The following is a 13436-nucleotide window of genomic DNA, read 5'->3' as shown; positions in this document are numbered from 1 at the left end:
GTTATAGTCTCGTGGGCTCGTAGATGTGTATAAGAGACAGGGGGCGGGGGAGGCATCGTCCTGCCCGCGCTCACCCGCGTGTTCTTCATGGCCGAACGTCCCTATCTGCCGCATGACACGCTGCGCGCCGCCCTCAGCTACCCCCTGGGGGCGGAAACGGTCGGCGATGCCGCTGCGGCGGCGGCGCTGGATCGGGTCGGCCTCGGCCACCTCCGGGCCCGGCTGGACGAGTCCGACAGCTGGGACGAGGTTCTGGCGGTGTCGGAGCAGCAATTGCTGGGCTTTGCCCGCCTGCTGATCCGCCGTCCGGACTGGATCTTCCTGGAGGACGCCACCGACAGCCTCGATCCGCGGGCCGAGGAGGCGATGCTGCGCCTGATCGACAGTGAGTTCCCCGCCGCCACCCTGATCACCATCGGTAGCCATCCCGGCCTGGAAGCGCACCACCGCCGCAAGCTGGTGCTGGAGCGATGCGATGACACGGTGCGCATGCGCGAGGAGCCCTGCGGGGACCGGAGGATCGCGGCGGTCGCGGAGTAGGGGCGCCTCGCTACCGGGCCCGCTACCGGGAGAGCACAGCGGCTTGCAGCCGGCGCACCAGACCGGTCAAGGCCGCGCGGCGCTCCTCCTCGGAGCGGTTGTCGGTCAAGGTTTCCTCATGGATGCGCGTCGTCAGCGCGGACAGTTGGTCCGTGAAGCCGGCGCGGTGCTTCTCGTCGAAGAAGGGCAGGAAGACGTCGGAGACGCCGAGGCGGCGGCCCAACTCCTCGATGGGCAGAATTCCGACCGGGCCGTGCCGGCGCTCCACATCCGCGAATCCCTGGATCAGCGCGATCTGATCGAGGAAATACGCCATGTTGCGCTGTCGCATCCAATGCAGAAGGGCGGTGGCCGTGCGCTCCAGAACTTCCCGTGTGGATTCGTTTGGGCGCAGCACGATCAGTCCGTTGCTGATGGTGTTGTAGAGATAGTCCAGGCTGTCCGGCCGATGGATGAGCATCGCCTCCTCATCCGGCGCCATGGCCTCGACGAGGCGCCGCGGGTCGATCGGCAGCAGGGCGTCGATGTCGATCATCACCAGCGGTGGGCGCCCATGGAGGTCCAGCACGTCCGGTGCCCTCATCAGCCGCAGGCAGGTGTAGAGGGTGCGCCGGCTGATCGGATCGAGATCCGGCGGCGTCCGTTCCGTGCTGACGGTCAGGCGGCAGCGCCGCAGCAACGCCCGCAGTCCGGCGACCACCTCCGCGATGTCGGGGCCGGGGTCCGCGACGTGGATGTGCATCCGTTGCCCTTCGCCGCAGAAGGCATCCACCGTCAGCAGAAGGGGGGCCGCGAACAGCTTCAGGTAACGGTCGTCGCAGGCGGCGAACAGGAGAGGTCCCACGCCGTCGGCGGCCGGTTCCGATTGGAAGCCGGCCCGGTAGTCCGCAAGCTCCGCCAGCGGCACCGACCGGCAGAGGGCATCGAATTCGTCGCCGAAGGTGACGTGGCGCAGGAAGGGCAGGGCGGGGACCAGCGCCTTCAGCATTGCCCGGCCCGCCTCCTCGCTCCCCGGCATCCGCAGGAGCAGCGAACCGCGCAGGAAGTCGATCCAGGGCAGCAACTCCCGGTTTTCGGTCGCCGCCGCGTGGCGGAAGTGGTCGAGCGCCCGCTTCGCGGCGTCCGGTCGCCCCGCTCCGATCCGATCGTTCGCCACATGCATGGCGATGTAGACGGGGGCCTTCCAGAACAGATGCTCCGCCCGCGCCGCGGCCATCATCCCGCGGGCATGGGCGGCGAGAGCGGAGCCATTGTCTCCGCGTGCATCGAGAAGGGCTGCGTTTTCCCAAGCCGTATGGTTTGTGGGCTGCAGGGCCGCCGAGTCCCTGTAGGCCGCTGCGGCCCGGTCGGCATCGCCCGCCGCCTGCGCCGCCTCGGCCAAGTGAAATCGGTCCTGCGCGTCGTCGGGACGCAACCGGACCACCCGCGTGAGCAGGGCGCTGGCCCGGTCCGCCTGTCGCGCCGACAACAGGGCCAGTCCCAGTCCGGACAGCACCGCCGGTGCCGATGGATCGAGCGCTGCCGCCGCTTGGAACGTGGGAATGGCAGCCCCGGAGTCGCCCGCTCTCTGGAGGGTCAAGGCCAGATTGAAGGCCGCGAAGGGAGCCGCCGGGCGGAGCCGGAAGGCCCGGCGGTAGGCCATCAGGGTGGTGTCGGACGGCTTGGGCTCGTCCGTCGCGCACCCGGCCGCGTCCAGTTCGGCGGTCGTGTGGGCGATCCCCTCCTGGGCGGCGCCGTCACCCGGATCGATGATCTGGGCGGTGCGGTAGGCGGCCAAGGCCTCGGCGTGGCGCCCGCCGGCCCGCCACAAGCCTCCGAGCGCAATCAGCGGTCCAGCCCCCGGAGCCAGGGCGAAGCCGCTCCTCAGGGCCGCTTCCGCGTCATCAAAGCGTCCGAGGGCCTTCAGAGCGAGCGCGAGGTTGGAGTGATAGGCGGCGACGTTGCTGCGGCGGGCGATGGCGTCGGTGATCAGGGACACCCCTTCCGCGGGGTCGCCGGCTTGGCTTCGCAGCACCCCGAGAAGATGCAGCACGTCGGGATGACCGGGCTGCCGCTCCAGGAGCGTCCGGTAAAGCGGCTCGGCCTCGACGAGCCTGCCGGTCCGGTGCAGGGCCACGGCGTTCGCCAGAAGCGTCTCGGAAGGGATTGGCGCGTTCATGGGGAACGTCCCTGATTTGAAGGGGCTGACTGGCTTTTCTACCCCGGGGCGGCCTTCGCGCTCAACAATCACGCCAAAAGGTGATTTCGCAGGATTGCCTTTCCCGTTACGACAGGGTTTCCTTGAGCCGCGGTGGTCCAAGGTCAAGGCGCGGGAGCGAGAGGCAGCGGTCATGCAGGATCTTTCCTTGAGCTTCCGGCAGGCGGTGGCTCTGCATCAGCAAGGGCGCCTGCCGGAAGCGGATGCGGCGTACCGTGCCGTGCTCGACGCCGTGCCGGACCATGCGGACACGTTGCGTCTGTGGGGGCTGGTCGCCTTGCAGTCGGGTGCCGCCGGGGCGGCCTGTGCGCGCCTGTCCTGCGCGGTTGCGGCCAATCCCGGCTCGGCGGAGGCGCTGCACGTGCTCGGCGGTGCGTTCCGGCAAACCGGCGATCTCGGGAAGGCGCTCGACTCCTACCGCCGCGCGGCGGTGCTTCGGCCGGTCTTTCCCGAATGCCACTTCAATCATGGCAATGCCTTGATTCAGGCGGAGCGGCCGCTGGAGGCCGCGGTAGCCTACCGCATGGCGGTCCTTCAGCAGCCGCTGGCGGCGAACAGCCGTCTCAACTTGGCGGGGGTGCTCAACCGCATCGGAGATCCCGCGGGTGCGGCGCTCCAGGCTCGGGCTGCGGTCGTTCTGGAACCCCATCAACCCACGATGCTGACGGCGCTTGGTCGTGCCGAGACAGGTCTGGGGAACGCCGTCGCCGCCGAACGGACGCATGGTCGCGCCCGCCGGCTGGATCCTCGGCAGGAGCCTGTTGCCTATGAGCACGGCCTGGCCTTGTCAGCGGTCGGCCGAATCGAGGAGGCCGGCGTTCTCCTGCACGCCCTGGCCCGCTCCACCGACGCCACCGTGAGGCTGGGGGCCAAGCTGGCCCTGCACCGGCTGGTGCTCCGCTGCATCGACGTCGATGACTACCGGCGAGCCGCTGCCGTCACCCTGAACGGCTGGAGCGGGCAGGGGAGCCATGGAGCGGCGATGCTGCCGATGAGGGTCCGGATCGAGACCTCCAGCGCATGCAACCTGCGGTGCCGGCACTGCACCACCGGCGTGGCGTACCACAGCACCGAACGCCGCTTGCTGAAGCCGGAGTTGTTCGAGCGAATCCTGCAGGATCTCAAGGGAATCGAAGCGCTGGTCAGTTGCGTCATGTATCTGGGCGGGGAACCGCTGATGAATCCCCAACTGGAAAGGATGATTCGGCGTTTGAGGGACGAGACGTCGATCGATCAGATCCATTTCGTCACCAACGCCATGCTGGTGACCGAAGAGCGTTGCCGCGAACTGGCGGACAGCGGCGTGGCGCGGATCATCGTCTCGATCGACGGCCGCTCGCCGGAGGAGAACGATGCCATCCGCCGGGGGTCCCACTATCCCACGGTGCGCCGGAACCTGAATCTGATGCGCCGGTACCTGGAACCCGTCGGCGTGCAGCTGGACATCTCCAACAACATCATGCGCCGCCCGGGGGATCCTCCGACCGCTGCGACTCCGGCCTTTCTGATCCAGGATTTTCCCGGCCTGTCGATCGCCACGAACTACGCGTACAAGTGGCCGGGCTGGACGCAGACGGAAGAGGAAGCGACGCTGGCGGTTGAGATCAATCCGGGTCGGCGCCGTGGTTTTTGCGGTGCGCCGTTCACGGAAACGGTGATCCGGCCCAACGGCGACGTGACGCTGTGCTGCTACGACATTTCCGGCATCGAGGTGATGGGCAACCTGAGGCAGGGCAGCCTGGAAAAGATATGGAACGGCGAGCGCTACCGTGCGGTGAGGCTGGCCATGATGGCCGGTGACGAGGCGGCTTTGCCCGGCGTGTGCCGGAAATGCCCGGTCTACACAGGGGAGGAAATCCACGAACGCCCGGCGGACCAGCCCATCCCCGACATGGCGCTCAGGTAGCCGGTCAAAGCCGCGTCGGTCCGTTGCCCCGTGCCTGCGTTCCGTGTCCACCCAGCGGCCCGCCAATCAGCGCGGAGTACCATTTGGCGGATTCCTTCGGCGTCCGCGCCTGCGTCTCGAAGTCCACATGGACGATGCCGAACCGCGTGCCGTAGCCGCCCCCCCATTCGAAGTTGTCGAGCAGAGACCACACGAAGTAGCCGCGCACGTCGGCCCCGTCCGTCACCGCCCTTGCCATCTCGCCGATGCAGGTCTGCAGATAGTCCAGCCGCTCCCGGTCCATCACGATCCCCTGCGCGTCCGGGGACTCCGGCGCCTTGGTGCCGTAGCCGTTCTCCGTCACGTAGATCGGCAGGCGGTAGCGCGCTGCGGCATGCATCAAGGCCTCGTGGAAGGCGCTGGGCTGGAGCGGCCAGCCGATGTCGGTGCGCGGCATGCCCTCTGGTGGGGCACCGAACCCGCATCCCCAGACGGCACCCGGCTCGGCCTGGGCGAAGAGGGGGGCGTAGTGGTTCATGCCGAACCAGTCCACCGGCCGGCAGATCCGCGCCATGTCGCCCGCCTGGACATAGGGCTCGATGGCGCGGGCGATGCGCGGCGGGTAGCGGCCCAGTATCTGGGCGTCGGGGAAGCACAGATTCCACAGCTCGTCGAACAGGGCCGCCGCCTCGACATTATCGGGCGCCGGGTCGGCGGGGCGGCAGGGCTGGAAACTGTGCACCGCCCCGATGGAGGCGCCCGGCACCAGAGCCCGCAGCACGTCCACGCCGGCCCCATGGGCAAGGTTGGTGTGGTGGATGACCTTCAGATGCTCCCCGCGGTCGGAAACGCTGGGGGCGCCCCAGCCGAGCGCGTAGCCGAACAGGGTGAAGACGGAGAACTCGTTGAAGGTCGCCCAGCGCGTCACCCGGTCGCCGAAGCGGCGGGCGCAGAGGACGGCGTAGTCGGCGTACCAGCCGGCGCTGTCGCGGTTCGCCCAGCCGCCGAGGTCCTGCAAAGCCTGTGGCAGGTCCCAATGGTAGAGGCAGGCCCAGGGCTCGATGCCCGCCTCCAGAAGCCGGTCGATCAGACGGTCGTAGAAGTCCAGCCCGGCCTCGTTCACCGCCCCGCGCCCGCGCGGCAGGACGCGCGGCCAGGAGATCGAGAATCGGTAGGCGCCGACCCCGATGTCCCGCATCAGCGCCACATCCTCGGCGTAGCGGTGGTAATGGTCGCAGGCGACGTCGCCGGTGTCGCCGTTGTCCACCCGGCCCTTCAACCGGCAGAAGCTGTCCCAGATGCTGGGTGCCCGACCGTCCTCCGCCGCGGCCCCTTCGACTTGAAAGGCCGAGGTCGAGGTTCCCCAGAGGAATCCTTCAGGAAAATCGGAGGTGAGAAGGGGCATCGCTCGCCGTTCCACAGCCTTATGTTCCAAGGAAGATCGCTCCGTCGAAGCGTTCGCTCGTCATTATGCCTGTTTCTTGACCATTCCGCCAAAGGTAGTATGGGTATGGCGATCGGGACGGATGGGAGACGACGATGGCGGACCTGCCGAAGGATTTTGTTTGGGGCGTCTCCACCTCCGCCTATCAGATCGAGGGCGCCGCGGCGGAGGATGGGCGCGGACCCAGCATCTGGGACACGCGCTGCCGCACGGCGGGCGGGGTGGTGAACGGCGACACCGGGGACGTCGCCTGCGACCACTACCACCGCTACGCCGAGGATGTGGCGCTGATGCGCGGGCTGGGGGTGGATGCCTACCGCTTCTCCGTGGCGTGGCCCAGGGTGCTGCCGCGGGGACGCGGGATGGCCAACGAGGCCGGGCTGGACTTTTACGACCGCCTGATCGACACGGTGCTGGAGGCCGGGATTGAGCCCTGGCTGTGCGTCTATCATTGGGATCTGCCACAGGCGCTGCAGGACCGCGGCGGCTGGGCGAACCGGGACAGCGCCGGCTGGTACGCCGATTACACGACTCTGCTGGCGCGGCGTTACGGCGACCGGGTGAAGCGCTGGATCACCTTCAACGAGTTCTCCGTCTTTACCCTGTTCGGCTACGCCATTCCCTGGGCGGCTCCCGGCATCACCGACCGGGACCAGCATCTGCGGGCCATCCATCACGTGAACCTTGCCCATGGGGCCGGGGTCGACGCGATCCGGGTCCTGGTGCCCGGTGCTTCCATCGGCGCGGTGCACAACCGCCAGCGGGTGCTGCCGGAAGGCGGCAAGCCGGAGAACGCGGAGGCCGCCGCCCTGCTGGACGAGCATTGGAACCTGACCTTCTGCGACCCCCAGCTTCTCGGCCATTACCCCCCGCGCGTCGCGCGCGCCATCGAGCCTTACGTGAAGGCCGGCGACATGGCACGGATCTGCCGGCCCATGGACTGGTTCGGCCTAAACCATTACGGCCCGATTTTCGCCCGCGTGAACCCGGACACCACCTGGGGCTATGGCTGGGGTGACGCCCCGCCCGATTCGCCGACGCACGGTGTCGGATGGGCGGTTTTCCCCGACGCCTTCCGCGATGAGCTGCTGGAGATCACCCGCCGCTACCGCATGCCCATCGTCATTACGGAAAACGGTTGTGGCGGCAGCGATTCGCCGGACGAATCGGGCGTCATCGTCGATCAGCACCGAATCAATTATCTGCAGCTCTATAACGCCTCAATGCATGAAGCGATTCGCGGCGGAGCGGATGTGCGCGGTTACTTCGTCTGGTCGCTTCTGGATAATTTCGAGTGGGGAAGCGGTTACGGCAACCGTTTCGGCATCGTCCACGTCGACTTCGAATCGCAGAAACGCACGCCGAAAGCCTCTGCCCGTTGGTACGCCGACCTGATAAAGCGCACGCGTTCCGCCACCTGAGCGGGCGGCGATTTTATCATCGAAGCCTACTATTTCCATTCGACTGGCAGGCCCGTCCGCGTGTCCTGCATGAAACACATTACACATTTGCATGTTAAACCTGATGCACAGGCTTGCGCTTTGCGCATCACTTTGCCCATCCTCCGTCTTGGATCATTCGTTCTCGAAGGAAACTGACATGCAAAGCAGCGACACCGACGGTTCTGAGAATTCGGCCACCGATCTGGTTGCCATGACGGGTAAGATCGTTGCGTCTTATGTCCGCTCGAACCAGATCGCGGTGAATGATCTTCCGAACCTCATCCGGATCGTCCATCAAAGTCTGTCGGGCACCGGTCGTCCGGCCGAACCGGAAGCGGTTGAGCTGCGTCCTGCCGTGCCGGTAAAGAAGTCGGTGATGCCGGACTACATCGTTTGCCTTGAGGACGGCAAGAAACTGAAGATGCTGAAGCGCTATTTGCGCACGGCTTATGGAATGACGCCCGACGAATACCGCCGGAAGTGGGGCCTGCCCGCGGATTATCCGATGACCGCCCCGAACTACGCGGAACAGCGTTCCGCCTTCGCGAAGTCGATTGGTCTCGGCAAGAAGGCCGCCGCGCCGGTCAAGCCGGCCCGCCGTGGCCGCGCCAAGAACGTCGCCTGATCGCTCCATGCCCCGAATTGCCCCTTTCCCGCGCTTGGGAAGGGGGCGGCGGGCATGACCGCCGGTCTTGCCCGCAGCGGCTTCAGCGTTGCGCGATCCGCGGCGTAGCCAGACTGTTCAGGCTGGTGATCCATTCCGACAGGGTGACGAAACGGCAACCGCGGGTGCGCAGAAGGCCGATGGCCCGGGGAAGCGCCTCAGCCGTCGCGTTGTAGGTGGTGTGCATCAGGACGACGCTGCCGATGGTGCCGGTGGCTTCAAGCTGGGCCATGATCTTGCCGGCGTCACGGGTGAACCAGTCGCGCGTGTCGACGTTCCACAGCGCCGGGCTCATTTTCTCCTGATCGACGGCCGTCAGCGTGTCGTTGTTCCAGCGTCCGGCGGGCGGGCGGAACAGCACCGGGTCGGCGCCAGCGGCGGCCAGGATGCGGTTCGTTTCCGCAATCTGCGCGCGCTGGGCCTCGGTGGTCAGGGTGCGCATGTTCGGGTGGGTCAGGCTGTGATTGCCAACCTCGTGGCCTTCCTGGACGATTCGCTGAATGATCCGCGGGTGGCGGACCGCGACGTTGCCGATGGGGAAGAAGGTTGCCCGCACCCCCTCGACGCGCAGGATGTCGAGGATGCGCGGGGTCACCGCCGGGTGCGGTCCATCGTCGAAGGTCAGGGAGCAGAGGTTCCAACGGCTGGCCTTCAGCGCTCCGATGTCCACCCGCGCGTCGTTGCCGGGGACGATGGCGGCTATTCGTGACAGGCGGGCGGCTTGCCGCTCGATCTCCTGCATTTCCCGGCTCTGGTCCGGGCTGTAGGTCACGACACCGTTGTGGTCGTTGTCCTCAACGGTGGCAGGCGCCGCCGTTGCCGGTTGCTCAACGGCGGCATCCACCACGAGGCAGCTGCCACCACCGCCGACGATTCGGCGGCAGACGAAGTTTGGATCGAGATCAGGCAGGGGAGCGGCCCGCAGGACGAAACCGGAGTCGGGAACCTCAGGCTTCTGCAGGAAGACACGGGGAACGAGGTCGGCGACCATGTCGGGTTGGCGCCGGACAACCGCCTTCCAGGCAACCCATGCGTCGGCCTCTGTCCGGTAAACGCCGAATTGCAGCATCTTGGCCGACGGCTTCCCATCCGCGTCCTTCCGCACCGTGGTGACGGTTGCCAGATGCGACGGGTCCGCCGCTTGGGCCGGCATCGCGACCGCGCCGCAGAGCGCGGATGCCATCAGGCCCGCGGCCAAAAGCCGATAACGGGACCGCCTCCGCGCCATGGCGGGGCCGAACATGTGGGAGGTGGAGAGGCCCGAACCTGAAATCATGTGCGATCGACCATCAACATCGCCGCAGTGAGATCAGGTGTGGGCGATACCTCTTATGAGATAGAGCAAAATTTATCACGTCTCCATAAGGATCGGCGCCAAGAGGTCGTTGTCACGGATTTCCCTGGCATATTTTCCATAATGCTCCTTATGGAATTTATGCGCTCGTTCAACTAAGAGCCTCAAAAAAAACTCCAAACACCGGATTCGTGCTTCTGCTCTCCGCTCTAACGGGGCGACCTTGCGTATCTCTCCTCAGCGACGCCGAAGGAGGGTCACGCCGTCACCCACGGGCAGCATGCACAGGGCCGTCCTCTCATCTTCCAGACGGGCCGCATTGAAGGCGCGGATGGCCTCGGTCTTATGCTTGCGATCGCTGGGATCGGCGACTCGTCCGCGCCACAAAGTGTTGTCCACCACGATCAGGCCACCGCGCCTCACGAGGGTGAGGCAACGCTCGAAATAGGCATCGTAGTTTTCCTTGTCGGCGTCGATGAAGGCGAAATCGAACGACTCGCCGCCTCCATCTGCGATGAGCTTGTCCAGACCGTCGAGCGCCGGCCCGATGCGCAGGTCGATCTTGTCCGCGACTCCGGCCTCGGACCAGATCGCGCGGGCTTGGGAGGTCCACTGCTCGTTGATGTCGAAACTGATGATGCGCCCATCGTCCGGCAAAGCCTGCGCCACCGTCAGCGCGCTGTATCCGGTGAACGTGCCGATATCCAAGGTCCGGCGTGCGCCGATCAATTCGACCAGGAAAGCCAGAAGCTGGCCCTCCTCCGGCGCGATCTGATAGTGGGCCTCGGTCAGTTTGGCCGTTTCGGCGCGCAGCTTCGCCTGGATGGCGGTCTCGCGCAGGGAAGCGTCGAGCATGTACCGGTAGATGGCATCGGGCATGAAGATCGACTGCACGGTCAAGGAATCCGCTCCCCACTCTGGCCGCCCGCTCCTTGTGGGCGTCCGTTCACATGTGGGGAGCCTTGGCGATTCCGAAAGCTGTTCCCCCGTGTCTCCAATGGCCGCACCCGCAGCTTGTCAGTCGGGAGCCCGTCCGAAAGCGAAGCGCAGGGCGTCGGCCACGGCCAGCGGCAGCATCGAACCGTGGCTTTCCTCGACGAAGTCATGGAAGGCGAGCCGCAAACCCGGAACCGTCGCAAGGGTGGCCGCAACCTCCCTCCCCGTTTGCCCGGAACGCAGGCGCTTCAGCCGTTCGGCGTCCGCCGGCGGCAACGGACGTTCCACCAGCTTGCCGGACGTCTCGATCAGCAGCGCCGTGCCGGGCGCCACGCCTGCACCCACCGCTCGATCGAGGAACGCCGCCTGCTCCTTCAGGATGCCCTGCCCGTTCCACCAGATCGCCGGGTCGGCCGCGACATAGGTCTGGAACAGGTCCCCCTTGGTGTAGAGAACGTAGAGGGAGAACAGTCCGCCCAGCGAATGACCGAACAGCGTCCGGCGCTGCCGGTCGATGGGCAGGCGCGCTTCGACCGACGGGATCACCTGCGTCTCAACGAAGGCCAGGAAATCGTCGCGTCCACCGGTTTCGATGACGGAGGCGCCGTCCCGCGACGGCGGAATCAACTCCGGCGGGGTCGGCGGTGTCAGGTCGCGGTAGCGGCGGAGGACGTCGAACGGCCCGTCGATCGGATAGCCGATTCCGACGATCACCGCAGAACCGTAGGGCTCGGGCGGATTAGGACCGATGACCGTCTCCATCATCGGCACGGTCGCGTTGCCGTCCAGCAGATAGATGACCGGATAGCCGTCCGGGGGCGGCGCTTCGACGGGGCGGACGAGAAACACTCGGTAATCCAGGCCCGTCCGGTCGGCGCGCAGATCGAACAATTCCACCTTGCGGGCCTCCTTCACGGTTTCGGCCATCACGGTTTCCACCGGCGCGGCCTGGACGCCGAAGCCGGACAAGGCCAGCAGCAGCACGGTCGTAGCGAATCGGAGCATCGACGTTGGTTCCTGCACAATCGAACGATGTGGACCGGTGCATCGGGTGGAACCGTGCTCGCGGCCCCATGTTGTTGCACGGTCAGCAGCAGGAGAGCAACGCGATGAGAAAGCTCCTTTCCGCAACGGCGGTCGCCCTCGTCATGGTCGCGGCCGGGCCCTCGCTCGCCCAGCAGAGCGCCGCCATCGCCAACCCGGCCAACGCCTATCGGGAGGTGAAGGACGACAACGTCATGGTGCCGTCCCTCAAGCGGACGGTCGGGCAACTGGACGACATGGATGTCCTGGGACCGGACGGCACGAAGATCGGCGAGGTTGAGGAGGTGCTGATGGACGCCTCCGGGCAACCGGTCGCCATTGTTGTGGACGTCGAGCATGGCGTGGGGATCGGCGACAAGGAGGTCATCGTCGGCCTGGACCAACTGCGCGACGACGGGCGCAGCCTGACGACGGCGCTGTCGAACGCGCAGCTCGGAACCCTGCCGATCTGGGACGATTGAGGCCGATCCAGCCTGTCGATAATGCGTTACTGCGGCGCCATGCGGATGGCGCCGTCAAGCCGGATCACCTCGCCGTTCAACATTTCGTTTTCCAGAATGTGCTGCACGAGTCGGGCGTATTCGGAGGGCTGGCCGAAGCGCTTTGGGAAAGGCACCGTGGCGGCGAGGCTGTCCTGGACTTCCTGCGGCATGTTCAGCAGCATCGGCGTGCCGATCAGGCCCGGCGCGATGGTCATCACGCGCACGCCGCTGCGCGCCAGATCGCGGGCGGCGCAGATGGTCAGGGCGACGATGCCGCCCTTCGACGAGGCGTAGGCGGCTTGCCCGATCTGACCCTCGTAGGCGGCGACCGAGGCGGTGTTGACGATCACGCCCCGCTCCCCCGACTCCAGCGGGTCGAGCGTGCCCATGTCCGCGGCGGCGAGGCGCAGCATGTTGAAGGTGCCGATCAGGTTGACCTCGATCACCTTGCGGAAGTCGTCCAGCGCCATCGGGCCATCGCGCCCGACGATCCGCTTCGCCGGAGCGACGCCCGCGCAGTTCACCGCGATGCGGGCCGGGCCATGGGCCGCGCGGGCCTCGGCCACGGCCTTCTCCGCCGACTCCGCGCTCGACACGTCGCAGAGCAGGCCCAGGCCGCCGATCTCCTCGGCCACCTGTTTGACCGCCGCCTCGTTCATGTCGAGCACGGTGACCTTGGCGCCCAGCTTCGCCAGATGGCGCGCGGTTTCCGCCCCCATGCCGGAGGCGCCACCGGTGACGATGGCGGCCTGACCGTTGATCTGCATCGCGCTCTCTCCCTGATGTGTTTTGCTGCCGTTTGAGTTTTACATCCCGCCCGGATAGTTCGGGCCGCCGCCACCCTCCGGGACGACCCAGTTGATGTTCTGGGTGGGGTCCTTGATGTCGCAGGTCTTGCAGTGCACGCAGTTCTGCGCGTTGATCTGCAGGCGCGGGTCGCTGCCGTCCTCCGCCCGCACGATCTCGTACACGCCCGCCGGGCAGTAGCGCGTCTCCGGCGCGTCGTAGAGCGCCAGATTGACCGCGATCGGCACCGACGCGTCCTTCAGCGTCAGGTGCGCCGGCTGGTCCTCCTCGTGGTTGGTGTTCGACAGATACACTGAGGACAGCCGGTCGAACGACACAACGCCGTCCGGCTTGGGATAGGCGATCTTCGGCATCTCCGACGCCTTCTTCAGCGTCTCGTGGTCGCCGTGCCGGTGGTGCAGCGTCCACGGCGACTTGCCCTTGGTCGCCGTCTCGTAGGCCGCGTTGGCCAGACCCGCCCACAGCCCCTTCTGGAAGCCGGGGCGGATGTTGCGCACAGCAAACAGCTCCGACCACACCCAGGACGCCTTCAGCTTCTCCGGGTAGGCCACCGCCTCGCGCGCCGCTGCCTCGGCGGACAGCAACTCATGCACCGCCTCGGCCGCCAGCATGCCTGACTTCATCGCGGTGTGGTTGCCCTTGATCTTGGGCACGTTGAGGAAGCCCGCCGCGTCGCCGACGATCACACCGCCGGGGAAGGT

12 protein-coding genes are annotated in these 13436 nt (G+C 66.7%); 5 read left to right on the top strand and 7 right to left on the bottom strand.

The window, feature by feature from the left end:
- Window positions 1–87: 87 nt before the first annotated feature.
- Window positions 88–540, top strand: a complete 453-nt coding sequence (locus tag Q4I23_RS23745; RefSeq protein ID WP_498527848.1) for a hypothetical protein — start codon at window positions 88–90, stop codon at window positions 538–540.
- Between the two features lie 22 nt (window positions 541–562).
- Here Q4I23_RS23745 and Q4I23_RS23740 read toward each other — a convergent pair whose 3' ends face one another.
- Window positions 563–2698, bottom strand: coding sequence for a tetratricopeptide repeat protein (locus Q4I23_RS23740; protein ID WP_498527847.1), 2136 nt, complete (start codon window positions 2696–2698; stop codon window positions 563–565).
- A 172-nt stretch (window positions 2699–2870) separates the two neighbouring features.
- Here Q4I23_RS23740 and Q4I23_RS23735 point away from each other — a divergent pair, with 172 nt between their 5' ends.
- Window positions 2871–4643, top strand: coding sequence for a radical SAM protein (locus Q4I23_RS23735; protein ID WP_498527846.1), 1773 nt, complete (start codon window positions 2871–2873; stop codon window positions 4641–4643).
- Window positions 4644–4647: 4 nt separating this feature from the next.
- Here Q4I23_RS23735 and Q4I23_RS23730 read toward each other — a convergent pair whose 3' ends face one another.
- On the bottom strand, window positions 4648–6027 hold the full coding sequence (locus Q4I23_RS23730) for a GH1 family beta-glucosidase (protein ID WP_498527845.1): 1380 nt from the start codon (window positions 6025–6027) through the stop codon (window positions 4648–4650).
- 134 nt (window positions 6028–6161) lie between these two features.
- Between Q4I23_RS23730 and Q4I23_RS23725 the strand changes: the two genes are divergently transcribed.
- Window positions 6162–7487 carry a GH1 family beta-glucosidase gene (locus tag Q4I23_RS23725; protein ID WP_498527844.1) on the top strand — a complete coding sequence of 442 codons (1326 nt, stop codon included), beginning with the start codon at window positions 6162–6164 and terminating at the stop codon, window positions 7485–7487.
- A gap of 178 nt (window positions 7488–7665) precedes the next feature.
- Window positions 7666–8133 (top strand): Ros/MucR family transcriptional regulator, encoded by a 468-nt coding sequence (locus Q4I23_RS23720; protein WP_014242569.1) that lies wholly within the window; start codon window positions 7666–7668, stop codon window positions 8131–8133.
- A gap of 82 nt (window positions 8134–8215) precedes the next feature.
- Here the strand turns inward: Q4I23_RS23720 and Q4I23_RS23715 are convergent, their stop codons facing one another.
- The 3 genes from Q4I23_RS23715 to Q4I23_RS23705 all read right to left on the bottom strand — a co-directional run bounded on the left by Q4I23_RS23715 (window position 8216) and on the right by Q4I23_RS23705 (window position 11407).
- A complete protein-coding gene (locus Q4I23_RS23715) occupies window positions 8216–9355 on the bottom strand; it encodes a polysaccharide deacetylase family protein (RefSeq protein ID WP_454016463.1) in 1140 nt (379 codons plus the stop codon).
- A 348-nt stretch (window positions 9356–9703) separates the two neighbouring features.
- Entirely contained in the window at window positions 9704–10360 is a 657-nt protein-coding gene (locus tag Q4I23_RS23710; RefSeq protein WP_454017890.1) for a class I SAM-dependent methyltransferase, read from the bottom strand.
- Between the two features lie 123 nt (window positions 10361–10483).
- Window positions 10484–11407: an alpha/beta hydrolase gene (locus tag Q4I23_RS23705; RefSeq protein WP_498527843.1), complete on the bottom strand. Its 924-nt coding sequence runs from the start codon at window positions 11405–11407 to the stop codon at window positions 10484–10486.
- A gap of 104 nt (window positions 11408–11511) precedes the next feature.
- Here Q4I23_RS23705 and Q4I23_RS23700 point away from each other — a divergent pair, with 104 nt between their 5' ends.
- Entirely contained in the window at window positions 11512–11907 is a 396-nt protein-coding gene (locus Q4I23_RS23700; RefSeq protein ID WP_498527842.1) for a PRC-barrel domain-containing protein, read from the top strand.
- 26 nt (window positions 11908–11933) lie between these two features.
- On the opposite strand, the gene Q4I23_RS23695 is transcribed toward Q4I23_RS23700, so the two are convergent.
- Window positions 11934–12695 (bottom strand): SDR family NAD(P)-dependent oxidoreductase, encoded by a 762-nt coding sequence (locus tag Q4I23_RS23695; RefSeq protein WP_014242576.1) that lies wholly within the window; start codon window positions 12693–12695, stop codon window positions 11934–11936.
- Between the two features lie 39 nt (window positions 12696–12734).
- On the bottom strand, window positions 12735–13436 hold a 702-nt coding region (locus Q4I23_RS23690), incomplete at its 5' end, for an electron transfer flavoprotein-ubiquinone oxidoreductase (protein WP_498527841.1).

The organism is Azospirillum sp. UFLA03-27, from assembly GCF_059803775.1.
The sequence above is the reverse complement of the archived record's forward strand: the minus strand, read 5'-3'. Positions and strand labels throughout refer to the sequence as shown.

What these genes read in the sequence shown, in the direction of transcription:
- Q4I23_RS23695 (WP_014242576.1), bottom strand. Translation starts at nt 12,695, where the DNA reads ATGCAGATCAACGGTCAGGCCGCCATCGTCACCGGTGGCGCCTCCGGC.
- Q4I23_RS23715 (WP_454016463.1), bottom strand. Translation starts at nt 9,355, where the DNA reads ATGGCATCCGCGCTCTGCGGCGCGGTCGCGATGCCGGCCCAAGCGGCG.
- Q4I23_RS23745 (WP_498527848.1), top strand. Translation starts at nt 88, where the DNA reads ATGGCCGAACGTCCCTATCTGCCGCATGACACGCTGCGCGCCGCCCTC.
- Q4I23_RS23735 (WP_498527846.1), top strand. Translation starts at nt 2,871, where the DNA reads ATGCAGGATCTTTCCTTGAGCTTCCGGCAGGCGGTGGCTCTGCATCAG.
- Q4I23_RS23740 (WP_498527847.1), bottom strand. Translation starts at nt 2,698, where the DNA reads ATGAACGCGCCAATCCCTTCCGAGACGCTTCTGGCGAACGCCGTGGCC.
- Q4I23_RS23730 (WP_498527845.1), bottom strand. Translation starts at nt 6,027, where the DNA reads ATGCCCCTTCTCACCTCCGATTTTCCTGAAGGATTCCTCTGGGGAACC.
- Q4I23_RS23720 (WP_014242569.1), top strand. Translation starts at nt 7,666, where the DNA reads ATGCAAAGCAGCGACACCGACGGTTCTGAGAATTCGGCCACCGATCTG.
- Q4I23_RS23705 (WP_498527843.1), bottom strand. Translation starts at nt 11,407, where the DNA reads ATGCTCCGATTCGCTACGACCGTGCTGCTGCTGGCCTTGTCCGGCTTC.
- Q4I23_RS23725 (WP_498527844.1), top strand. Translation starts at nt 6,162, where the DNA reads ATGGCGGACCTGCCGAAGGATTTTGTTTGGGGCGTCTCCACCTCCGCC.
- Q4I23_RS23700 (WP_498527842.1), top strand. Translation starts at nt 11,512, where the DNA reads ATGAGAAAGCTCCTTTCCGCAACGGCGGTCGCCCTCGTCATGGTCGCG.